At 66.1% G+C, this 21,483-nt stretch carries 28 protein-coding genes; 19 read left to right on the top strand and 9 right to left on the bottom strand.

Annotated elements, in window-relative coordinates; all coding sequences use genetic code 11:
• From AB2M62_RS02350 to AB2M62_RS02340, 3 genes are all read left to right on the top strand, one after another.
• A complete protein-coding gene (locus AB2M62_RS02350; RefSeq protein ID WP_404337468.1) occupies positions 1 to 855 on the top strand; it encodes a flagellar motor protein MotB in 855 nt (284 codons plus the stop codon).
• 10 nt (positions 856 to 865) lie between these two features.
• Positions 866 to 1,312, top strand: a complete 447-nt coding sequence (locus AB2M62_RS02345) for a hypothetical protein (protein WP_404337466.1) — start codon at positions 866 to 868, stop codon at positions 1,310 to 1,312.
• Between the two features lie 88 nt (positions 1,313 to 1,400).
• Entirely contained in the window at positions 1,401 to 2,033 is a 633-nt protein-coding gene (locus AB2M62_RS02340) for a PilZ domain-containing protein (protein ID WP_404337464.1), read from the top strand.
• A gap of 426 nt (positions 2,034 to 2,459) precedes the next feature.
• On the opposite strand, the gene AB2M62_RS02335 is transcribed toward AB2M62_RS02340, so the two are convergent.
• On the bottom strand, positions 2,460 to 2,885 hold the full coding sequence (locus tag AB2M62_RS02335) for an EF-hand domain-containing protein (protein ID WP_404337463.1): 426 nt from the start codon (positions 2,883 to 2,885) through the stop codon (positions 2,460 to 2,462).
• A 77-nt stretch (positions 2,886 to 2,962) separates the two neighbouring features.
• Positions 2,963 to 3,445, bottom strand: coding sequence for a hypothetical protein (locus AB2M62_RS02330; RefSeq protein WP_404337461.1), 483 nt, complete (start codon positions 3,443 to 3,445; stop codon positions 2,963 to 2,965).
• A gap of 157 nt (positions 3,446 to 3,602) precedes the next feature.
• On the opposite strand from AB2M62_RS02330, the gene AB2M62_RS02325 reads away from it, so the two are divergent.
• From AB2M62_RS02325 to AB2M62_RS02315, 3 genes are all read left to right on the top strand, one after another.
• Positions 3,603 to 4,319 (top strand): response regulator, encoded by a 717-nt coding sequence (locus AB2M62_RS02325; protein WP_404337459.1) that lies wholly within the window; start codon positions 3,603 to 3,605, stop codon positions 4,317 to 4,319.
• Complete coding sequence (locus AB2M62_RS02320) at positions 4,316 to 5,659, top strand: ATP-binding protein (RefSeq protein WP_404337457.1); 1,344 nt, start codon at positions 4,316 to 4,318, stop codon at positions 5,657 to 5,659. Before AB2M62_RS02325 ends, AB2M62_RS02320 begins: the two co-directional genes overlap by 4 nt.
• Before the next feature lie 116 nt (positions 5,660 to 5,775).
• The gene (locus tag AB2M62_RS02315) at positions 5,776 to 6,144 is read left to right on the top strand and encodes a hypothetical protein (protein ID WP_404337456.1); all 369 of its coding nucleotides are present in this window, start codon (positions 5,776 to 5,778) and stop codon (positions 6,142 to 6,144) included.
• Positions 6,145 to 6,392: 248 nt separating this feature from the next.
• Here AB2M62_RS02315 and fliP read toward each other — a convergent pair whose 3' ends face one another.
• The 3 genes from fliP to AB2M62_RS02300 are packed head-to-tail and all read right to left on the bottom strand — an operon-like array spanning position 6,393 to position 7,952.
• Entirely contained in the window at positions 6,393 to 7,133 is a 741-nt protein-coding gene (fliP, locus tag AB2M62_RS02310; RefSeq protein WP_404337455.1) for a flagellar type III secretion system pore protein FliP, read from the bottom strand.
• A complete protein-coding gene (locus tag AB2M62_RS02305) occupies positions 7,126 to 7,716 on the bottom strand; it encodes a FliO/MopB family protein (RefSeq protein WP_404337454.1) in 591 nt (196 codons plus the stop codon). The genes fliP and AB2M62_RS02305 overlap by 8 nt, the downstream gene beginning before the upstream one ends.
• Entirely contained in the window at positions 7,716 to 7,952 is a 237-nt protein-coding gene (locus AB2M62_RS02300; RefSeq protein ID WP_404337452.1) for a FliM/FliN family flagellar motor switch protein, read from the bottom strand. The genes AB2M62_RS02305 and AB2M62_RS02300 overlap by 1 nt, the downstream gene beginning before the upstream one ends.
• Positions 7,953 to 8,112: 160 nt before the next feature.
• Here AB2M62_RS02300 and flgC point away from each other — a divergent pair, with 160 nt between their 5' ends.
• The 6 genes from flgC (at position 8,113) to AB2M62_RS02270 (ending at position 11,642) form a co-directional block, all read left to right on the top strand.
• Positions 8,113 to 8,520 (top strand): flagellar basal body rod protein FlgC, encoded by a 408-nt coding sequence (gene flgC / locus AB2M62_RS02295; protein ID WP_404337450.1) that lies wholly within the window; start codon positions 8,113 to 8,115, stop codon positions 8,518 to 8,520.
• 20 nt (positions 8,521 to 8,540) lie between these two features.
• A complete protein-coding gene (locus AB2M62_RS02290) occupies positions 8,541 to 8,855 on the top strand; it encodes a flagellar hook-basal body complex protein FliE (protein WP_404337448.1) in 315 nt (104 codons plus the stop codon).
• A 3-nt stretch (positions 8,856 to 8,858) separates the two neighbouring features.
• Positions 8,859 to 9,122 (top strand): flagellar biosynthetic protein FliQ, encoded by a 264-nt coding sequence (locus AB2M62_RS02285; protein ID WP_404337446.1) that lies wholly within the window; start codon positions 8,859 to 8,861, stop codon positions 9,120 to 9,122.
• On the top strand, positions 9,119 to 9,877 hold the full coding sequence (gene fliR, locus AB2M62_RS02280) for a flagellar biosynthetic protein FliR (protein WP_404337444.1): 759 nt from the start codon (positions 9,119 to 9,121) through the stop codon (positions 9,875 to 9,877). The genes AB2M62_RS02285 and fliR overlap by 4 nt, the downstream gene beginning before the upstream one ends.
• Positions 9,877 to 10,944: a flagellar biosynthesis protein FlhB gene (gene flhB, locus AB2M62_RS02275; protein ID WP_404337442.1), complete on the top strand. Its 1,068-nt coding sequence runs from the start codon at positions 9,877 to 9,879 to the stop codon at positions 10,942 to 10,944. Before fliR ends, flhB begins: the two co-directional genes overlap by 1 nt.
• A gap of 77 nt (positions 10,945 to 11,021) precedes the next feature.
• Entirely contained in the window at positions 11,022 to 11,642 is a 621-nt protein-coding gene (locus AB2M62_RS02270) for a DJ-1/PfpI family protein (protein WP_404337440.1), read from the top strand.
• A gap of 9 nt (positions 11,643 to 11,651) precedes the next feature.
• On the opposite strand, the gene AB2M62_RS02265 is transcribed toward AB2M62_RS02270, so the two are convergent.
• Positions 11,652 to 12,077 carry a flagellar assembly protein FliX gene (locus tag AB2M62_RS02265; protein ID WP_404337438.1) on the bottom strand — a complete coding sequence of 142 codons (426 nt, stop codon included), beginning with the start codon at positions 12,075 to 12,077 and terminating at the stop codon, positions 11,652 to 11,654.
• 74 nt (positions 12,078 to 12,151) lie between these two features.
• Between AB2M62_RS02265 and AB2M62_RS02260 the strand changes: the two genes are divergently transcribed.
• The 5 genes from AB2M62_RS02260 to AB2M62_RS02240 all read left to right on the top strand — a co-directional run bounded on the left by AB2M62_RS02260 (position 12,152) and on the right by AB2M62_RS02240 (position 14,885).
• Entirely contained in the window at positions 12,152 to 13,255 is a 1,104-nt protein-coding gene (locus AB2M62_RS02260) for a flagellar basal body P-ring protein FlgI (protein WP_404337436.1), read from the top strand.
• Positions 13,255 to 13,554 carry a rod-binding protein gene (locus AB2M62_RS02255; protein ID WP_404337434.1) on the top strand — a complete coding sequence of 100 codons (300 nt, stop codon included), beginning with the start codon at positions 13,255 to 13,257 and terminating at the stop codon, positions 13,552 to 13,554. The genes AB2M62_RS02260 and AB2M62_RS02255 overlap by 1 nt, the downstream gene beginning before the upstream one ends.
• Positions 13,551 to 13,973 (top strand): flagellar protein FlgN, encoded by a 423-nt coding sequence (locus AB2M62_RS02250; RefSeq protein WP_404337432.1) that lies wholly within the window; start codon positions 13,551 to 13,553, stop codon positions 13,971 to 13,973. The genes AB2M62_RS02255 and AB2M62_RS02250 overlap by 4 nt, the downstream gene beginning before the upstream one ends.
• A 170-nt stretch (positions 13,974 to 14,143) precedes the next feature.
• Positions 14,144 to 14,410, top strand: coding sequence for a hypothetical protein (locus AB2M62_RS02245; protein WP_404337430.1), 267 nt, complete (start codon positions 14,144 to 14,146; stop codon positions 14,408 to 14,410).
• Positions 14,403 to 14,885, top strand: a complete 483-nt coding sequence (locus tag AB2M62_RS02240; protein WP_404337428.1) for a hypothetical protein — start codon at positions 14,403 to 14,405, stop codon at positions 14,883 to 14,885. The genes AB2M62_RS02245 and AB2M62_RS02240 overlap by 8 nt, the downstream gene beginning before the upstream one ends.
• A gap of 38 nt (positions 14,886 to 14,923) precedes the next feature.
• Here the strand turns inward: AB2M62_RS02240 and AB2M62_RS02235 are convergent, their stop codons facing one another.
• From AB2M62_RS02235 to AB2M62_RS02225, 3 genes are all read right to left on the bottom strand, one after another.
• Positions 14,924 to 16,096: a hypothetical protein gene (locus tag AB2M62_RS02235; protein WP_404337426.1), complete on the bottom strand. Its 1,173-nt coding sequence runs from the start codon at positions 16,094 to 16,096 to the stop codon at positions 14,924 to 14,926.
• A 243-nt stretch (positions 16,097 to 16,339) separates the two neighbouring features.
• Positions 16,340 to 16,750 carry a flagellar basal body protein gene (locus AB2M62_RS02230; protein ID WP_404337424.1) on the bottom strand — a complete coding sequence of 137 codons (411 nt, stop codon included), beginning with the start codon at positions 16,748 to 16,750 and terminating at the stop codon, positions 16,340 to 16,342.
• A 2-nt stretch (positions 16,751 to 16,752) separates the two neighbouring features.
• Complete coding sequence (locus AB2M62_RS02225) at positions 16,753 to 19,503, bottom strand: hypothetical protein (RefSeq protein WP_404337422.1); 2,751 nt, start codon at positions 19,501 to 19,503, stop codon at positions 16,753 to 16,755.
• A gap of 122 nt (positions 19,504 to 19,625) precedes the next feature.
• Between AB2M62_RS02225 and AB2M62_RS02220 the strand changes: the two genes are divergently transcribed.
• Positions 19,626 to 20,660, top strand: coding sequence for a flagellar motor switch protein FliG (locus AB2M62_RS02220; protein WP_404337420.1), 1,035 nt, complete (start codon positions 19,626 to 19,628; stop codon positions 20,658 to 20,660).
• A 10-nt stretch (positions 20,661 to 20,670) separates the two neighbouring features.
• Complete coding sequence (locus AB2M62_RS02215; protein ID WP_404337418.1) at positions 20,671 to 21,342, top strand: FliH/SctL family protein; 672 nt, start codon at positions 20,671 to 20,673, stop codon at positions 21,340 to 21,342.
• Positions 21,343 to 21,483: the final 141 nt, after the last annotated feature.

Here is a 21,483-nt window from a genome sequence, read left to right as displayed (position 1 = left end):
ATGGCCTATGGCAGCAACAATGACCGCCCGATCATCATCAAGAAGGTCAAGAAGGTCGCCGGGGGTCACCATGGCGGCGCCTGGAAGGTCGCCTATGCCGATTTCGTGACCGCGATGATGGCGTTCTTCATGCTGCTGTGGCTGATCTCCAATCCGGACAAGGCGCGTCTGAAGGGCCTGGCGCAATATTTCTCGCCGGCCATCGCCGATTCAGCCCCCGCCTCGCCTTTCGCGGGCGCTTCGGACGGTGCCGGCGGGCAGAGCCGCAAATCCTCGACCGACAGAACGTCCGCCAACGGCACGCCGACCAGCGACGCCGCGACCTCGGGCTCGTCGCGCGGCGGCACCGCTGCCGTGCCCGACGCCTCGATGCGCGTCGTCGCCTCCGAAATGCAGGTCGCGCTGGACTCGCTGCCCCAGGACCAGTCGAGCAAGAACTACAAGCTCGAGCCCGATCGCGACGGCATGCGCATCACGCTGATGGACACCGATCGCCAATCGATGTTCCGCTCGGGCACTGCCGAGCTCAATCCCTTCGCCCGGGCGATGCTCGCGAAGGTCGCCGCCAAGCTCGCCCAGTCGGGCGCGCAGCTTGCGATCGAGGGGCATACCGACGGCGCCGGCGGCCTCCAGGCCGACGCGAACTGGCGGCTCTCGGGCGAGCGCGCGCTGGCCGCACGCCAGGCGCTGATCGCGGCCGGCATGACTCCCGATCGCATCGCCGAAGTCGTCGCGCTGGGCGCCACCAAGCCGGTCTATCCCGATCAGCCCGAGCGCGCCGAAAATCGCCGCATCACGCTTGTCGTCAAGGGCGAGGCGTCGTCGCTTCCCTCTGACTCCAGCTTCAAATTCTGAGCATAGCCCGATGAAGAAGATGCTGTTCATGCTGGCGGTGCTGCTCGCCGGGCTCGGGCTCGGCGGCGGTGCCGCATTCGCGACGGTCAAGCTGCTCGGCCCGGCCAAGCCCGGCTCGGCCGCCGCCGCCGCGCACGAAGAGGCTGCGCCGGCTTTCGTCGATGGCGGCAAGGTGCTCGCCCCGCTCGTCTTCGCCGATGGCCGCCTGTCGGGCTATGTCCAGTTCTCGGTCCAGCTCGGCGTCCCCGAGGACAAGGCCGAGTTCGTCACCGCGCGGCTGCCGCTGCTGCTCCACGCCGTCAACATGCGCACCTATCGCACGCCGATGGCGGCGGGCCCCGACGGGCTGATCCCGGATCTCGACACCTTCCGCAAGATCGTGATGACTGCCGGCAACGAGGCGTTCGGTCCCGGCGTGCTGCGCAAGGTCGCGATTACCCAGGCAAGCCCCGCCTAACGCAAATTAACCTTCTTTTGTCAGATCGCCTGCACGCGAGCGTCTATAATGAATGGAGAGGATGCGTTTAGTCCTAGGGAGTAGTTCCGTGTACCTGGTGGAGAACCCCGCAGCTGCCGATGCCGATCCCTCGGTGCTGGTCGAGCGCGCGCCGCGTATCGTAACGACGCTGCTGGTCGGCAAGCTGATCGCCAAGGGCCATGCCGAGCATCTCTGCCGGGTGCGCAACATCTCGGCGAGCGGGATGATGATCGATACCTATCAGCCACTCGGCTACGGCACCTGGGTCGCGGTGGAACTGCGCAGCGGCGATCGCCTCCAGGGCACCGTGGTGTGGAGCAGCACCGGACGCGCCGGCGTCGAGTTCGCCACCGATATCGATGTCGACTATATCCTGGCCGAAGCCAAATCGCCCACCGTCGACATCAACGGCAACACTCCGCGCGCACCGCGCTTCGTGGTGCAGTGCCAGGGCCGCATCACCAGCTATGGTCGCCACATCGACGTGATCGTCGAGAATGTCTCGCAGACCGGCGCGCAGATTCGCATGCCGCGCCCGCCGCGCAAGGACAGCGAAGTCATCCTGACGATACCCGGCCTCCCTCAGCGCCGCGGCACCACCCGCTGGAGCACCGAAGACACCGCCGGCCTGGCATTCCACGACCTGATCTCCTACCAGGAACTCGCGGCGTTCCTCGGGCATGTCGAGGGCGTGCACTAGTCGTGAACGCATAAGCGTCCACTCCCGGTAGGGCGCAGGAATATCCGAGATTGGGTGGATAGCTGACTTTGCCAATGTGCGGATGATGCTTCCCTTGATCCTCCCCCGGAGGGGGAGGGGGACCAGCCGCAGGCTGGTGGAGGGGTAGTCTCCGCATGCTCCACGGCTCGATCCGCGATCCCTGGCTTTGCACGCAGGGCGTTCGGGTCCTCAGGATACCCGCGCAGATCATCCTGTCCGACCTGGAAGCCGCAATCCGCCACATTGTCGTTATCGCCCGCGGCGACTACCCCTCCACCGGCTTCGCCGGTCCCCCTCCCCCTCCGGGGGAGGAATGAGCAGCGCTTCCAACGGCCGCAACTGCGGCGCTCGCTGCCGGTCCGCATTTTTCAAGAGGCTACGGCCTGAGCCATCGCCTCGGCCGCTTCAGCGCTGCGCCTTCATTGCCTCGAACCGCGCCTTCGCCGCGGCCATTTCCTTGGCGTCGATGCGCCCGTCGCCATTGGCATCGGCACGGTCGAACAGCGGCCTCGGCGCCGCTTCGAATTCGGCGCGGGTCGCCTTGCCGTCCTTGTTGGCATCCATCGCCGCGATCAGCGCGTCCAGGCGCTGGGCGGCATCGGGCTTGAAGCGGGCCAGCCGCTTGAAGTCGGCCTTGCTCACCGCGCCATCCTGATTGCGATCGAGCCGCGTGAAATTGGCCGAGCGCGATCGGGCATATTCGTCGCGGGTGACCACGCCGTCGCCATTGGCATCGGCGCCGGTCAGCAGCTTCATGCCTTCGCCTTGCGACTGCGCCAGCGCCGCGGGGGCGGCCAGCAATGCCGCGGCGGCCAGGATCATCGTCTTCATCATGCTTCCTTATGCCTTTGGGTGCGGCCGCGCCCCGTGGACGAGAGCAGGCTGAGGCGCGGCCGCGGGGGGGTAGTTCAGGGGCGCGGCACCGTGCCCGAGACGGTGCGTGAACTGCCGTTCGCGCCGGTAAGCGTGCTGGTATAGCTCGCCGTTCCGTCGCCATTGTTGACCGCGCTCGTGCTGCGAGTGCGGGTCCGCCCGTCATTGGCGGAAACGGTATGGGTGCCGTTATAGGCGCCGCTGCCCCAGCTTGCGTCGCGCGTGTTGGTGACGCCGCGGCCGTTGTTCGCCTGGACGCTGCGATCGCTGGAATATTGGCCCGGGCCATAGTTGCGGCTGCGCGTTGCCTGATAGCCGCGTCCGCCATTGGTCTGAAGGCTGCGGCTGATGGTTGCCGCGCCGCGCTGGCGCGACGCCGAACGCGATTGGGTGAAGCCGTGGCCGCGCACGCCCTGGGCACGCACCACATGGCCGCGCACTATCTGGGCCTCGGCGGGAACAGCGCTTGCTGCCCATCCGGCGGCGAGCGCGGCGACGCTCAGGATGACTTTGTACATGTTGCACTCCTTGCACCGGCGACGGTCCGGCCGCCGCACCCTGCTTATGGAAGCACGCGGTAATGCGGATACGTCGATACGGTGACGAAAGGTAACAGAGTGTAACCCCGGCACGCGCGCCCTTCGCGCGCACGAACCCACGCGCTATTCCCGCATCATGGAGACCAGTTGCATCGCCGTGGTCGAGGACGACCGCGAAATCCGCGCGCTCGTGGTCGATCTCCTCACCCGCGAGGGGCTCGAGGCCGCCGGCTGCCGTACTGCCGAGGAATTCGATCGGCTGGCCGAGCGCCGGCGGGTCGATCTCGCCATCCTGGACATCATGCTGCCGGGCGAGGATGGCCTCTCGCTGTGCCGGCGGTTGCGGACCGGCGGCGATATTCCGGTGTTGATCGTCTCGGCCAAGGGCGACGACGTCGATCGTATCGTCGGGCTGGAAGTGGGCGCGGACGACTATCTCGCCAAGCCGTTCAACCCGCGCGAGCTGGTGGCGCGCGTCCGCGCGATCCTGCGGCGGACGCGCGACCGGCATCGCGCATTCGTCCCGGTCGCCAGCGAGCGCTATCGCTTCGCCGGCTGGTCGCTCGACGTCGGCGCCCGCGCGGTAGCCTGCCCGGCGGGCACGGAAATGGCGCTGACCGCAGGCGAGTTCGACTTGCTGCTGTGTTTCGTCACCCATCCGCAGCGCGTGCTCAACCGCGACCAGCTGCTGGACTGGACGCGGGGGCGCAGCGTCGGGCCCTTCGATCGCGCCGTGGATGTGCAGCTCAGTCGTCTGCGCCGCAAACTCGCGGCCGCCGAACGCGGCGAGACCCTGATCAAGACGGTGCGCGGCGGCGGCTATCAATTCACCCATCAGGTCGAGCGGGCATGACGATTGGATCCAATCTCTCGCTGCGCCTCGCCGCCATCCTGCTCGTCGGGTTCATCGCGCTCCAGATCCTGGTGGTCGCCGTCGCCCTGCCCTCGTCGGATGATGCGCGCCGGCCCTATAACCTGCCCCGTCCGGAAGAGGCCGCCGCGATCGCCGCCGCGCTCGACCGGGCGCCGCTCCGCGAGCGGGCCGGCCTGGTGGATGCACTCGAAGGCGGCGGCTATTCGGTCGCGCTTTCGCCCGCACGGCCGGCGCCGGAGCGCGGCTCCGGCACCCTGCGGGATGTCGAGCGCCGCTATGATGCCGCGATGCCCGGGCGCCAGGTCGAAGTGGACGGGCGACGCGGGCGGATCGGGCGGTTGATCGGTCCGACAGCCCGGCCGGCACGCTTCTTCGCGCCGATCCGGATCGTGATCCCGCTGCACCAGGGCGGCGTGCTGCTCTTCACCAACCGGCCCTCCAATTCGGCGCTCGGCTATCTGCGGCGCCGCGCCGTGATGGGCGCGCTGGGAGGGCTGGTGCTGCTCGTCGCCTTGATGGTGGCGGTCCGCCAGACCACGCGCCCGCTCAGCCAGCTCTCGCAGGGGGTCCGCCGCTTCGCCGGCAATCTCGATACGCCCGACCTTCCGATTGCGGGGCCGCGCGAGGTGCGGGCGCTCGCCGCCGCGTTCAACGACATGAAGGCGCAGATCCGCGCGCTCATGGGCGAGCGCACGCGCGTGCTCGCCGCCATCGCGCACGACCTGCGCACCTATCTCACCCGGCTTCGCCTGCGCGCCGAATATATCGACGATGTCGGTCATCGGTCCCGCGCCATCGCCGACCTCGACGAGATGACCGCGCTCCTTAACGATACGCTGCTGCTGGCGGACCGTGATGGGGCGCCGCCGAACGAGCCCGAGCGCGTCGGGGTCGCTGACGCACTCGCGGCGATCGTCGGTGCCCATCTCGAACTCGCAGAGCCCGTGACGCTGATGCACGTGCCCGCCGATCTGGCGATCGCGGCGACGCCGCTCTCGTTGCGCCGCATTCTCGACAATCTGATCGCCAACGCCGTTCGGCACGGCAATGCAGTGACGGTCGCCGCGCACGCCCGTGGCACCACCGTCGACATCGTCGTCGAGGATGATGGCCCGGGCGTGCCGAGCGCGGCACTGGCCGGGTTGGGAACCCCCTTTCATCGCCTCGACCCTTCGCGCGACCGCGAAACGGGCGGCGCCGGTCTCGGGCTCGCGATCGTGCGCGCGCTTGCCAGCCGCGATCGCGCGGAGGTGCTTTTTGCCCAGGCGGCGGGCACGGGGCTTCGCGTGACGATCCGCTACCCTTCTGCCGGCAACTGACTGCCTCGCAGCGGCATCGGGCCGGCAAATTTCGGCGGAAGGGCTCTGGCCGGCGGATCGATCCTCCCTATAGCGCGGGGCAGCGACACCACCGTCGCCAGTCCAAGGGGTATCCGATGCGTTTTATGCCGCTCTTCCTGATTGCCGTGACCACGCCGGCGCTGGCGAACCCGGGGACCCAGACGCTCAAGGCGATCCCGGCGAAGTTCCAGGGCGAATGGGCACGCACGCTGGCCGACTGCGCTTCGCGTGGCGGCGAGAACGCCGCGGGGTTCAAGGTCACTGCGCGGACGATCGTCTATTATGAGGATAGCGAGGAAGTGCTGCAGGTTCGCCTGCTCGACGCCAACAGCCTGGCCTATACCAGCAAGTTCATCTCCACCGATGGCGAGGAGCCTTCGCAAGGCAAGCTGCGGCTTTCGCCCGACGGCAAGCGCATGCTTGGCGGCGATCCGTCCGAGGATCTGCTGCGCTGCGCGGGATAGGCTGTCCTACAGGAGCCGCGGCGTGCTAGCGTCGCTGCGGCTCTTTGACAGCGTCGGTCCGGCATTTTAGCGTGCGCAACATCCTTACACATTCGCGCAACGGAAGTTCACGATTCGCGTGAAGACTGTGACGCTAAGCCGCCGAACTCCTACAAACCGCGCAAATCCGCGGCGTTGCGCAGGTGGTTTTTGCGGCGCCGCTCGCCCTTTCGCGGCGAAAATGGCGCATTTCGCGTCGTTCTGGGCGTTTAAGTCGCGAAACTCTTCACCAACGAGCCGGCGACCAGCGCCCAGCCATCGACCAGCACGAAGAAGATGATCTTCATGGGCAGGGATATCGTCGGTGGCGGCAGCATCATCATGCCCATCGCCATCAGCACGGCCGACACCGCCAGGTCGATGACCAGGAAGGGCAGCAGCAGCAGGAAGCCGATTTCAAACGCGCGGCGCAGTTCGGAGATCATGAACGCCGGCGCCAGCGTGGTCAGCGGCGTCTCGGCACGGCTGGCGATCGGCTTGTTGGCCATTTCGGCGAAGAGCTTGAGATCGCTGTCGCGGACCTGGCCGAGCATGAACTTGCGGAAGGGTTCGGCAGTGCGCTCGAACGCCACCGTCTCGGTGATCTTGCCCTTGGTATAGGGATCGACGCCTTCGTTCCACGCCTTCTCGAACGTCGGCGCCATGACGAAGAACGACAGGAACAGGGCGAGCGCGATGATCACCGGATTGGGCGGCACGCCCTGCGCACCGATCCCGGTGCGCAGCAGCGACAGCGCCACGACCATGCGCGTGAAGCTGGTGACGGTCATCAGCAGGCCCGGGGCCAGGCTGAGCACCGTCAGCATCAGCACGAGCTGGATCGCCCGTGCAGAAAGCGCGCCGTCGCCGCCCAATCCCGCGGGGAGCGCAGGCGCGGCGCCATGCGCCTGCGCGTGCGCCGCCACCGGCGCGAGGATCAGAACGGCAGCCGCCGCGAGGAGCTTACGCATTGATCGCCTCGCGCACCGCGCGGCGATTCCAGCGCGCGGTGTCGCGCGGACGGCGGGTACGCTTGCGGGGGGCAGCCTGGGGCAGCTCGGCGGTCGGCGCGAAGCTCGGCGTCGGATCGGTAGGCTCGTCGTCGCCTTCGTCGCCGTCTTCGTCTTCGAAGGTGTCGTCATTGGCGCCGCGCACGGCGGCGATCTTCTCGCGCGAGAGATCGACGAGCTTGCCGAAGCTAGTGGCGAAATGGGCCAGATCGGCCTGGAAATTGGCGGACGCGGCAGGCTTTGCCGGCACCTCGGCGGCCGGGGGAGCCACCGGTTCGGGGGCGACAATGCCGGTCTCGATCGTCGCGGTACCGTCCGGCCCCAGCACGATGAGGTGCTCGCAGCCGTCGCGACGGATCAGCGCAACCGACCGCTTGGCATCGAGCGACAGCCGCTCGACCAGCTCGACCCGCTTGCGCCCGGTGCCCGAGATGCGGCCCGGCAGCTTGATGTCATAGCGGCGGACCGCCCACAGCGCGCCGGCGAGCATGCCGAGCACGACACCAAGCGCACCGAGCGTGCGCAGCATCGACAATATGTCCATTAGTGGCGCTGCTTCTTGATGAGTTCGGAAATCTCGAGCGACATGACTTCGCCGTCGACCATCACCCGGCCCTTCGCGACAAGCTCGCCATTCACATAGATAAGGCTGGGATCATCCTGCCCGCAGTCGAGCGCGATCATCGCGCCGCGGCTCATCTGCAGGACCTGCCGGATCGGCACTTCCGCCGAACCCAGCACGATCGAGAGATCCACCATAATTCCATCGAGGACGGTCATGCACGTTCCTTTCTGAAGGAATTATAGGAAGCTTTTTCCGCCCCCGGCGCGGACCCCGGCAAAAATTGCCTAGGAACCTTTTTTCCGCTCCGAGCGCCGGCCCCGGCAAAAATTGCCTACAATGGAGGAAACGGCCGCTCTGGCCCGCTTGGAGCTACACATGGACTTGAAGGCATCGCTCGGCGTCTCCGCTTCCGGCCTGCGCGCACAGTCGCTGCGCATGCGCGTGATCGCGGAAAACCTGGCCAATCAGGACTCGGTCGCACAGACCCCAGGCGGCAATCCCTATCGCCGCCGCGTCGCGAGCTTCGCCGCTGAAGTCGACAAGGCCACCGGCGCTACCGAAGTGAAGGTGCAGGGCATCGAGACCGACAAGTCGGACTTCACCCGTGTCTATCAGCCGGGCCACCCCGCCGCCGACAAGGACGGCTATGTCCTCAAGCCCAACGTCAACGGCCTCGTCGAGACCGCCGACATGAAGGCCGCGCAGCGCAGCTACGAAGCCAATCTCAATGCCATCGAGGCCGCCAAGAGCCTGACGATGCGCACCATCGACCTTCTCAAGTAATCATCCAGGGGATTACCAGCATGTCCATCGGAGCACTCGACGCAGCCTCTGCCTATGGCAAGGTCGCCGGCCTAGGCAACAGCCTGGGCACTTCGTCCACCGGCAAGACCGGCGGCAGCGGCGGCTTCGGCGCGATGGTCGAAGACCTCGTCACCGGCACCGCCAACCAGATGCGCGCCGCCGAGCACGCCTCGGCACTGCAGGTTGCCGGCAAGGGCGACCTGATCGACGTCGTCACGGCGATCGGCGCCGCCGAGAGCGCGCTCGACACCATGGTTGCCGTCCGCGACAAGGTCGTCGGCGCCTATACCGACATCATGCGGATGCAGATCTGACGGATGAGCCCGGACCAGGTCATTGATCTTGCCGAAGCGGCGCTGATGCTCGTGCTCACCGTGGTGGGCCCGTTGCTTCTGACGTCGCTGATCGTCGGCACCGTGATCGGCCTTCTCCAGGCACTGACCCAGATTCAGGAGACCACGCTGACCTTCGTGCCCAAGCTGCTATCGATGGGCCTGGTCTTCCTCCTGATGCTTCCCACCATGGGGCAGGCGCTGTCGGGCTTCATGGCCAAGATCAGCGATCTGATCATCAGCGGATGATCATGCCCCCCGACCTGGAGCTCCAGGTCTCCGCCTTCTTCATCGTGTTCGCGCGCGTCGGCGCGGTGCTGATGCTGCTGCCCGTCTTCGGCGAAGACGCGATCCCCGGCCGCATCCGGCTGATGATCGCCTTCGCGATGTCGGCGGGACTCTATGGCATCCTCGGCGAGCCTGCGCGCGCGGCGGTCCAGGCCGGCGCGGTGCTGCCGGCCGTGCTCGTCACCGAGCTGATGACCGGGCTCGCGATGGGCATGATCGTCAAGATCCTGTTCTTCTCGATCTCGATCGCGGGCTCGATCATCTCGATGCAGGCCGGTTTTTCCTCGGCGGTGATCTTCGATCCGGCGCAAAGCGGCGCCACCCCCATTCTCTCGAAGTTCGTCAGCCTCGCCGCCGCGCTGATCTGCATGGGAATGCAGGTCCACCATCTGTGGCTCGGCGCGATCATCCACAGCTACCAGACCTTCCCGATCGGGGGGATGCCGCCGATGCACGATTTCGCGCAGCTCGCGGTTGCCGCGGTCGGCCGCTCAATGACACTCGGGATCAGCCTCGCCGCCCCGCTTCTGATCTATGGCATCGTGTTCAACGTCGCGCTCGGCCTCGCCGCGCGCGTCGCACCCGCGATCCAGGTGTTCTTCATCGCCCAGCCGCTTAACCTTCTGCTGGGCATCAGCCTGGCGGCGATGACCGTCGGCACCATGCTCACCTTCTTTGGCCAGTCCATGGGTGACGCGATGCAAGGGGGCTGGTGATGGCGGAAGGCGCCGATCAGGAAGACAAGACACACGACCCAACAGAAAAGCGCCTGGAAGACGCCCGCGAGAAGGGCGACGTTCCGATGGCGCCGGAAATGCGCCACGCCGCGATGTTCGTCGCGATGCTGGTGGTGATGGGCGGCCTGGGCACCTATACGATCCAGCTAATGGGCAATCTCTTCGTCCGCCTGTGGGGCGGCGCAGAGGATTTCCGCCTCGATCCCGATGGCGCGCAGGGCTTCGCCACCGGCATCTTCGCCGCGGTGGGCGGCGCCCTGCTCCCGATCCTGGGCGCGATGTTCGGGCTCGCGCTGCTGGGCGGCATTCTCCAGGGCCGACCGATGCTCTCCTGGTCGCGGGTCAAGCCGAAATGGTCGAAGCTCAATCCGATGAGCGGCGCCGCGCGAATGTTCGGCAAGCAGTCGCTGGTCGAATATGGCAAGACCGTTGCCAAGCTCTGCCTAGTCGGCGGCACTGCCGCGATGGTCGCCTGGCCGCACGCTTCGGGGATCGATCGCATGGTCGGCGCAGACCTCAATGCGCTCGGCGCCTCGGCGAACGACATCGTCCATGCGATGCTCAAGCCGATCGCGATGCTGGTCGGCGCGCTCGCGCTGTTCGACTTCGTCTGGCAGCGCCGCGCCTATATGAAAAAGATGCGGATGACGCTCCAGGAGATCAAGGACGAGTACAAGAACAGCGAAGGCGATCCGCACATCAAGGGCAAGATCCGCAGCATCCAGATGCAGCGGGCCCGCAACCGGATGATGTCCAACGTCCCCAAGGCGAGCGTCGTGATTACCAACCCGACGCACTATGCGATCGCACTGCAATATGATCACGGCGCAATGGGCGCGCCGGTAGTGGTCGCCAAGGGCGTCGACGCCATAGCGCTCAAGATCCGCGAGATCGCGGGCGAACACGGCATCCCGCTGGTCGAGAACCGCCCGCTCGCCCGCGCGCTCTATGCCTCGGCCGAAATCGATCACCCGATACCCGTCGAGCATTACGCCGCGGTGGCCGAAGTGATCAGCTATGTGATGAAGATCGCCAAGAAGCGCTGACGCTGCACAACGGCCTCCTTTCACTTGCGGGCAGCGCGGGCTAGGAAGCCGGCGGTTCCAGACGCAAGGGGGATGCCGTGCAGATCGCAGTGCTGACGTTCGACGGTTTCAACGAGCTGGACTCGTTCGTCGCGGCGGCGATCCTCAACCGGATGAAGCCGCAAGGCTGGGCCGCGCACATCACTTCTCCGAGCGAGGACGTCACCTCGCTGAACGGCGTCCGCGTCCGCCGCCAGAAGCCGCTCGAATTCGCCGCCGAGGCCGACGCCGTGCTGATCGGCAGCGGCTTCAAGACCCGCGAGATCGCCGCCGACAAGGAACTGCTGGCACGGATCACGCTCGATCCCGCGCGCCAGCTGATCGGCGCGCAATGTTCGGGAACGCTGCTGCTCGCCAAGCTCGGGCTGATCGGCGCCCTGCCCGCCTGCACCGATATGATGAGCAAGCCCTGGGTGATCGAGGCGGGCGTGAACGTCATCGACGCGCCCTTCGTGGCCCATGGCAATGTCGCGACCGCTGGCGGTTGCCTCGCGTCGCAATATCTGGCGGCGTGGATGATCGCGCGCGGCGCGAGCACCGGCGATGCCGAGCGTGCCATCGATTATGTGTCGCCCGTTGGTCAGAAGGCGATATATGTCGCGCAGGCGATGGCCGCGATCACACCGTTCCTGAAGGCGCCCGCCGGCATCGCCACATAGCGGAGCGGCTCAGGCCTGGACGTCGATCTTCGCGAGTTCGACGCGGACGCGCAGGTCGATGTCGGACAGGATCTGGGCGAGGACCGGATCGTCGGATTGCTCCAGATTTTCGGACCATTCGACGATTTCCTGCAGCCGCTCGACGCTGGGCGTGCCGGCGACCAGCTCCTTGTGCAGCTTTTCGAGCGCCGCGACGCCACGTTCGGCGTCGACCGCAAGCTTGCGCCGCCGCTCGACCTGGGGATCGTTGGCGGCGAGCGTGACGAGCATCGCCACCGAAGTGGTGGGATGCGCGGTCGCGGGATCGGGCACGTGCGGCCGATCCTGCGCCACTTCCTTCATGCCCGCGGCGAAGCCGGGCACGGCCTTTGGCAGCGCCGCCAGAAGGGTGCGCGCCAGAAGCGGCGATAGGCTGTCGATGCGCACGAAATACATCCTTCGGAGCCGATGTGGCCCTCTTTCATCCTATAAGAAAATTACCGCGGTTTTTCCACTTTCGACGAGGGTTTATGCAGCGTCTCGCCGCTTCGTTCCTGCTTCTGCTAACCATGTTGGTCGCAGCACTGCCTGCCAGCGCCCAGACACGGATCAAGGACATCGTCGATGTCGAGAATGTCCGTGAGAACCAGCTCGTCGGATACGGGCTCGTGGTCGGGCTTGCCGGCACGGGCGATCGCATGCGTAACACGCCGTTCACCGAGGAATCGATGCAGGCGATGCTCGAGCGCATGGGCGTCAACATCCGCGGCACCAACATGAAGACGCAGAACGTCGCCGCGGTCTCGATCACTGCGACGATGCCGCCCTTCTCGCGCTCGGGCTCGCGGATCGACGTGCAGGTCGCCGCGCTGGGCGATGCGACCAGCCTTCAGGGCGGCACGCTGATCGCTTCGTCGCTGCGCGCGCTCGATGGCGAGATCTATGCGGTCGCGCAGGGCAATGTCGCGGTCTCCGGCTTCAAGGGCCAGGGTGCCGCCGCCAGCGTCAGCCGCGGCGTGACCACGTCGGCGCGGATCGCGGGCGGCGCGATCGTCGAGCGCGAAGTGCCCTATTCGCTGCTCTCGGCCACCAGCCTCAAGCTCGCGCTCAAGAACCCCGATTTCGCCACCGCCGACCGCGTCGCCACCGCAATCAACGGCAAGTATCCCGGCAGCGCCACCGTGCTCGATCCCGGGACCGTCCAGGTCCAGCCCGCTGCGAACTTCGTCGGCGGGGTGATCGACCTGGTCACGCGCATCGGCGACCTCCCGATCAAGGTCGACCAGCCGGCGCGCGTCGTCATCAACGAAGCCTCGGGCACCGTGGTGATGAACGCCGACGTCAAGATCACGCCGGTTGCCATCGCCCAGGGCGGCCTGACCATCACCGTGTCCGAGACCCCGCAAGTCTCGCAGCCGGGTCCGCTCTCGAACGGGCAGACGACCGTGGTGCCGCGCACCCAGGTGCAGGTCAATGACGGCAACGGCGCCAGCCTGGCGATGGTCAGCGGCGCGTCGCTCCAGTCGCTGGTCAGCGGGCTGAACACGCTTGGCGTGAGCCCGCGCGACCTGATCACCATCCTCCAGGCCGTGAAAAGCGCCGGCGCGCTCCAGGCCGAAATCGAGGTCCAGTAATGAACGACATCTCTGCCCTGCCCAGCGCGGCTACCGGCGCGGCCGCCAAGCCGATGCCCAAGGTCGACGCCAAGAACAAGGAAACCGCGACCAGCTTCGAAGCGGTGTTCCTCGGCCAGATGACCCAGATGATGCTCGAGACTGTCGAGCAGGGCGAGGATTTCAACGGCGGCGGCGGCGAGCAGATGTTTCGCGGAATCCTCGGCGAAAAGCTGGGGACCGAAATCGCCAAGCGCGGCGGCGTGGGAATCGCCCCCGCTGTGCTCGATCAGATCATCAAGATGCAGGGGCAACAATGACCGAACATCTCATCGACGCCATGGTTTCGCTCGCCTCGCTCATGGAAGAGGAAACCGAAAAGCTGGCGCGGACGCCCTATCTGCCCGAACTCGGCGAGATCGCCAGCGCCAAGCTGCGCCTCACCGGCCGCATCGAGGCCGAGGTCGCGCGGCTGAAGCGCGAGAGCGACGACTGGGCCGAGAAGCTCGAGCCCGAGGCCCGCGAGGCGCTCACCGAGGCGAGCCGCCATCTGCGCGATGCCTCGGCAGTGAACAAGGAAATCCTCGCCCGCCAGATCGAGCTTTCGGTCGACATGATGGGCGCGATCGCCGCGGAGGCGCAGCGCCTGACCGGCAAGCGCAACACCACCTATGGTGCCTGCGGCGGCATTTCGGGGATGGAAATGCCCGCCCCGATCTCGATCAACGCGCGGCTTTGAGCGCCTGAACGACGGTTACGACGACAAGGTCCACGGTTACGACGACAAGGTCCAAAATGCGCCTCGGAGCTCTCCTCCGGGGCGCTTTGCGTTGGAGCGACCGACCTGCTCCGCGAGCCGGAAGGAAATTCCAGATTGAATGTACCCTGGTAACATGGTACCGATGAAATATGGAAATCGAACGTGTGCAAACCGGGGTTCGGATCGAGCGGAGGCTCCTGAAAGTCCTGAAAGGCTTGGCAGAGCATCTGGAGATGCCGCTAGGCGAACTGATCGAGGGGATCGTGCTGCATGCCTTCGAGGGTGCTGCGCCATTCTCGGCCGCGACGCTGTCGAAAATCGAAGGGCTCAGGGCGGTCTACGACCTCGACCTGCGCGCCGCCGATAGCCATCGCCTCACCGAAGCGCGCTCACCAAAGGACTCCAACCATGGATGAACAAGTTCTCAGCGCCGGCCGCGTTCGGCAGCACGGCTCCTTCCAGTTGGACCTCCCGGCCGCAGAGGCGTTCAAGCTGTTCACAGCCGCCGGCGAACGCTTATGGGTTCCCGGCTGGTCGCCGACGATATTGGGCGCCCTTCCCCAACATTGCGGCCTCGTATTCACGACCGGGGACGGGGCGGAGCGCTCCATCTGGACGGTCATCGAAAGCGAGGCGGCGTCGGGGCGCGTTCGATACTCGCGCGTCACCCCCGGATCGCGTGCCGGGATCGTGACGGTGGAGGTGGCTGCAATCGCCAGCGGCTCCCAAGTCGACGTGGCCTATGACCTGACCGCACTCAGCGCAGAAGGCGAGACTGCGCTGAAGGCTTATTCTTCGACCAGTTTCGCGCAGATGATAGAAGACTGGCGGGGTCTGATTGTCGCCGCGCTGGTGACCGAGCGCGACGCGCTGTCGACGCTTGTGGTGTAGCCAGCCAGGCTTCTGTCCGCGTGCGGTTGTCGCCCCGCTCAGGCGAACAGCGAAGGGACCGCTGCTCGCAGTCGTTCGATGCCGGCAGCCCAACGCGTGCGGTCGAATGGCCGCGCCATATGCGCGAAGATCTGGCCAGCGCTGAGATCCGCCGCTTTCGGATCGAAGACGTCGTTCGCCATGTAGAAGGCGAACCAGAGACGCGCATCTTCCGGGGAAGGGCGGTCCGCCTCCCCAGCGGCGACCGCGGTCAGGAAGCGATCGAGATCGGCGTAGCTTTTAAGCCATGCGCCGCTCTCGAACCGCGTCTTGCGCAGCATCGGTTTGCCGAAAAAGGCGCCCAGTGCATAGGTCTTGGAGTCCCCGATGATCATGCCGTCGACATGCTTGGCGAGCGCGAGCGTCGCGGGCAGGCCGCCAATGGCAGGCGGCGCGAGCACGACATTCTCCAGCGCATCGATGGTGGCGAGCAGCGGCGCGCTGTCGACATGTCGGTCGTTTTCGGGATGATTGGTGACGGCCAGGGTGAAGCCCGCCCCTACCCTCTCGGCCAGTTCGGCGACCATCCGGTGGTTGGGCTTGGTCTGGACGCTGTGCATCCGGAAGAAATTCTCGTCGCCTTCATATTCAAGCGGGACGAGCAGCACCGGTCGATCGCCGGCGATGCCGCATCGGGCAAACACGCTCTCGCGCTCGCCCGGCCGCGCGGCATGGCGTTCGACCAGATGCGTCCAAGCCGGCGCGATCGCCGTCACCAGCCAGGCACGCTCCTCGTCCGAGAGGCCCGGCAGCAGGCCCTGGTCCAGCGGACGATCCTCGAAGACGATCCATTGCGGCGGCGGCGCGAACGGCTCGAGCCGTCCTTCCATCAGCAATTTCACGGTGCCGGGAAACGCCCGGACCGTCTCATAGTCCGCGCTACGGCACAGCACGTAATCGGGCGCCAGATCGCGGACCCATGCGACGATGTCCTCCCGTGCCTCGGGCACCGTGCGGGTGCTCGGGTGATCGTCCCCCTCCATGATGCACCAATGTATTCCGGGCAGGTCGACGCAGCGCTCCAGTTCGCGCATGCCGATGCCCGTCCCCTGCCAGGGTGCCGGCGCCAGCACATAGACGTCGCTCTCCTGCGCGATCTTCCGCATCAGCGGCTCGACCACATTGTCGAACCACCAGCGTGTGATCACGGGAAGGTAGAAAAGGGCTTTCACGCGCCGAACCAGCGCCAGTGACCGTCGGCGCTTACGATCGCGGACCTTTGAGGACAGCAGGTACAGGATAGAAGTTGCAAGGGATCCCAAGCGTCAAAAGCGTTGAAGTCGATATGGGACGCATATCGCCAAAACCACTTTGGACAAGCGCCCAATCCGTCCCCGCCGGGCCTGGACTGGAAGGGCGAATGGAAAAGGGCCCCGGATCGCTCCGGAGCCCCTTTTTCGATTGGTCCGGCTGCCTCAGCCGCGGCCCGTCACGGCGATCTTCAGCATCGACATCTGCTTGCGGTAGAGATTGGTCATCGCCGTGAAGTCGGCCTGGATCTCGCCCATCTTGAGGAGCTGGTCTTCAAGCGTGACGTTGTTGCCGTCGGGCTTGGTCTCGCTGATGTCCTTGTCGAGGACGATGCCGGCGCCGGCGGGCTGGATCGCGCCGAGGCTCTTCATCGCCGAGGTGAGCTCGACCCGCGGCTTGGCGATCTGGACCACGCCGCTGCCGTTGACCAGGCCGGCAAAGCTCGGCGCCTCGACTTCGCGCGACTTGTAGCCCGGAGTCTCGCTATTGGCGATGTTGGTGGCGACGACGCGCTGGCGCTCGGACAGGTTCTGCATCCGGCTGCGCATGGCGTCGAGGATCGGGAGCGAGGACATGATCAGAATCCGATCAGCGTGGAAGTGGACGAATTGAGGCGCGTGAGCGCCGCCTGATAGTTGGCGAGCTGGGCCTGTTCGCGCGCAGTCGACCCCTTGCCGGTGGCGGTGTTCTTCACGCCATCGACCATCGTCGCCTTCGCATCATCCCAATATAGAGAGCGATACGCCGTCTGGCTCATCGAGACCGCAGATTCGAGCTTCTTGAGCGCGATTTTGGCGTCATCGACGGTCTTCACGTTGAGCGCTTCGGACAGCATCAGGCCGAACGTGCCGCCGGGCTTGACCTTGGGCGCGTTGGCCGATTGGGTCTCCGGCGTCTCGATCCGCTGCGGATCGATGCCGAGCTTGGCGAGCGCATCGCTGCCCGCCGGACCGGCGAGGAACTCGATCGAATGGCCGGCCTTGGTATCGACGCGCAGCGTCTGCTTGCCGCTGATCGTCGGAGTCGTCGTCTTGGCCTTGGAGCCGGTGATGCCACTGATCCGATCGGCGATCGTCTTGAGCGTGTCGTCGGCGCCGATGGTGATCTTGCGCACAGTGCCGTCATCGACCTTGATCGAGAAGCTATCGCCGACACGAAGTCCGGTCTGGGTGGTCAGCTTGGCCGAGGTCGCCGGATTGATCGTGCCGCGCGCGAAGCCGATCGACGAGACGACGCTGCCGCCGCCATTGTCGGCGGCGATGCGCACCGGCTCGGTGCGCAGCGCCGAGGAGCCGAACTGGGTGGTGTTGCCGATCGCACCGGTCGAGGCGTCGATCCGCGTGACGAAGCCGTCGACGGCGCCCTTGAGCGGCTCGCCGATCGTGCCCTTGGTGCGGCCCCCGGCATAGAGGCTGCCGTTCATGAAGGCGATGCTATCGACCTGATCGTCTTCGGACGAGCCGATATAGGTGACGCTGGAGCCCGACAGGCCGCCGTCGATCCGCGCGACGAAGCCGTCGCGGCCGCCGCTATTGGCATTGACCTGGCTGCCCGAAAGCGTGCTGCTGGTCGCGCCGCCCACGGCGATGCTGCCATCCGGCCCGATCGCGATCGCGCGCGCATCGGCGGTGCCGAGCGAGATGCTGCCCAGCTCGGTCGAAAGCGCCGTGCCCGAGAGCTTGTGGACTTCGGCATTGCCGTTGTTCTGGACGAGCGCGAGGACATTGCCGCTGGCATCGACGGCAAGGCCATTGATGCTGCCGCTGCCATTGTCGGCGATCGTGCTGCGTTCGACCAGCTTGCCGCTGGCGTTGATCTTGGCGACGAAGGCGTCGCCGCCGCCGGTCGCCGAACGGCCGCCGACATAGATCGAGCCATCGGCACCGACCGCGACCGCCTTGGCAGTATCGGCCCCCGTGGCGCGCACCACGGTCGAGAATTTCTCGTCGCCATTGGTGGCGAACTTGGTGACGAACATGTCGCCATCGGTGTTGGCGCCGTCCATCGCGCCGGTAACGGTGCCCGCGACGACGACATTGCCGTCGGGCGCGAGCGTGACGGCAACGCCGGTTGACGAGCCGCCGGCGCCGAGGCTGCGCTGCCAGACGACCTTACCCTCGCCGTTCAGCTTGGTGAGGAACAGGTTGTCGTCGCCATCGGACTTGTTGGCGCCAAGATCGCCGGCGGTGGTGCCGACGATATAGCTGTTGCCTTGGCCGTCGACCACGACCTGGGCGGCGTCGGTGTCGGCATAGACGTTGCTGGTCGTGGTCTTGTCGGTGATGACCTTGCCGTCGATATCGGTGCTGGTCGTGGTGATCGTCGTGGTCTTGCCGGCCAGCGTGGCCTGCGCCGTCGCGGCGGAATTGAGCGCGGAGATTGACCCCAGCGTCTTGCGGGTCGCGTCGCCGGCGGGATCGTTGATGCGGAACACGCTGGTCGCGGTCGGCGCGTCGAGCGCGGTCTGGCCGGTGGCGACCATGATCGAATCCTTGGCGCCGATCTCGCCCATCGTGACGCGCTCGATGCCCGACGAGGCATTGAGCGTGAGGCCCCATTTGCCGGCAAAGCCGTCTTCGCGAGTCACTTCGAAGCGCGACGTATAGCGCGACACCGGATCGCCGTTGGTATCGGTAATGATCGTGCCGTCTGGCATGCGGTTTGGCACCGCCTTGATCGCGGCGTTGAGCATCTCGGTGAGCGAGTCGACGGTGGGCGGCTGCGGGCCGGTCGACAGGTCGACCGTCACGGTGTCGTTGGCGGTGGTGCCGTCCTTGGTCAGATTGACCGTGAACTTCTCCTGCCCCGTCAGGCCGGGAATGGCATCGGTGCGATTCTTGACCAGACCCTTGCCGGGAACCGAATATTGCGACGGATTGCTGATCTCGGCGCTCTTCATATAGCGCAGCGGCTGATTGAAGGCGAGATTGACGACGTCCGACGGCGCGCTGGCGAGGAAGGTCTGGATGTCGGTCAGGCCTTTGGCGAAGCTGGTCTGCAGCGTCGCGCGCTGGGCGTCGGACATGGTCTTGGCGCTGGCGGATTCGGCCAGGACGCGCAGGCGATCGAGCGCCTTATAGGCAGTGAAGGTGGTCTGGACGTCGTTGTTGAGGAGATCGGCGCCGGTGCCGGCCTTGTCGATGATCGTCTTCATCGCCTTGATCGTCGAGACCTGGCTCGACAGTGGCGTGCTCGCGACAGCTTCCTTCCAGGGCGGCGTGATATCCTGCGTCAGGGTGAACAGCGCCTTGGCGGTGCGCACGGCCTTGCTCTCGAAGGTGATGTCGCTCACCGACGTGAACGAGTTCGAACCCGTTAACAGGCTCAAGCCCGCGAGGCTGCTGGATAAATTAACCGTCATCACGCCGCACCTTGTTTCCTCACTCCTATAATAGGGGAAAGGGTGTACGAACCGTTGCACCCCAGGCATTTTTTCGAGGGGTTTTACGAATGAGCCTGATGGCGCCGATTGGCGAGCCGCCGGAACTCAAGCGCTACAGCGGCCCGCAGCGCGCCGCAGCGCTCATGCTCGCGTTGGGCAGGGATCACGGCGGCCCGATCTGGGAACAGCTGACCACCGACGAAATCAAGGAGCTTTCCTCCGCGATCGCGTCGCTTGGCCGCATCCCCTCGGCGGTGGTCGAGCATCTGCTCGTCCAGTTCACCAGCGAAATCGCCTCGATGTCGTCGATGCACGGCAGCTACGAGACCACCGAGCGCCTGCTCGCGGGCATCCTGCCCGGCGAGAAGGTCAAGGAGATCATGGAAGACATCCGTGGTCCGTCGGGACGCACGATGTGGGACAAGCTGTCCAACGTCAGCGAGACGGTGCTCGCCGGCGCGCTGAAGCACGAATATCCCCAGACCGTCGCGGTCATCCTCTCGAAGCTGCGGCCCGATCATTCGGCGCGCGTGCTGGCCGAGCTGCCGCGCGAATTCTCGGTCGACGTGGTGATGCGCATGCTGCGCATGGAAACGGTCCAGAAGGACGTGATCAACCAGGTCGAGCAGACGCTCAAGAGCGAGTTCATGACCAACCTGTCGCGTTCGAACAAGCGCGACCCGCATGAATCGATGGCGGAACTGTTCAACTCGCTGGACCGCTCGACCGAGGAGGCGATGCTCACCGCGCTCGACGCCAAGGCGCCCGAGAGCGCCGAGCGAATCCGCGCGCTGATGTTCACGTTCGAGGATCTGGCCAATTTGCTGCCTACCGCGATCGCCGCGATCGCCCGCGGTGCCGACAAGCGCGAGATGGCGCTGGCGCTCAAGGGTGCGCCGGACAAGCTCAAGCAGATGTTCTTCGGATCGATGACCGAGCGCGCAGCCAAGCTGATGCGCGAGGATATGGCGGCGATGGGCCCGGTCCGCGCGCGCGATTGCGAAGAAGCGCAGTCGTCGCTCGTCCGCCTTGCCAAGAGCCTGGCCGATCGCGGCGAAATCATGCTCGTCGACCCCAAGTCCGACGACGCGATGATCATCTGAGGCAGCACGCATGAGCTATCCCAATGTCGAGCGTTTCGCGTTCGATCGCATCTTCGTCACGCCGGGTTCGGGTTCGGAGAAAGGCGCGAGCACGGCCGATGTCAGCCTCGAGGTCGTAGCGCTGCGCGCCGAGATCGCGCTGCTCAAGTCTGAACACGAGGCGAAGCTTGCGCTGGCCCGCGCCGAGGGCTTCGAGGCCGGGCTGCAGCAGGCGCGCAGCGAGCGCGACGTCGCGCTGCTGAGCGCCGTCGATGCGCTGCACGCCGGCATCGAATCGCTCGACGAGCGCTTCGCCGAAGTTTCCGAGCGGGTGACCGGCGATGCCGCCGAAATCGCGGTGGTCGCCGCCGACATGATGGCCGGCCGCGCGCTGGAGACCTTCCCGGCGGACACGATCGACGAGGCGATCAGCCGCGCGCTCGGCCAGGTCGCCCGCGGCACCGAGATCGAAATCCGCGTCCATCCCGATCTGATCGAGGCGATCGAGACGAAGATCGCCGCCCGCCAGTCGGCCGACCGGCGCAAGCTCAATCTGTTCGTCATCGGTGACGTCACGCTCAAGCCGGGCGACGCGCGGATCGGCTGGGACCAGGGCGGCCTCGCACTCGATGCCCAGGCCCGTCGCGAGGCGATTCTCGCCGAGCTCGAGTCGCTGATGCCGCACATGAAGCTGGCGGCCTGAGCCCCAACCCACGAATAATAGGCCGCCCTCCTGCCCTGCAGGACGGGCGGCTTTTGCGCTTCGAATGCCATTGCGGCGCGCCGACTAGGCAAAAAATTCCACCCGGCACAATCTGCCGCTTGCCACCCTCCTATAATGGAA

Source organism: Sphingomonas sp. MMS12-HWE2-04, assembly GCF_044881185.1.
GTDB lineage: Bacteria > Pseudomonadota > Alphaproteobacteria > Sphingomonadales > Sphingomonadaceae > Sphingomonas.
The sequence above is the reverse complement of the archived record's forward strand: the minus strand, read 5'-3'. Positions and strand labels throughout refer to the sequence as shown.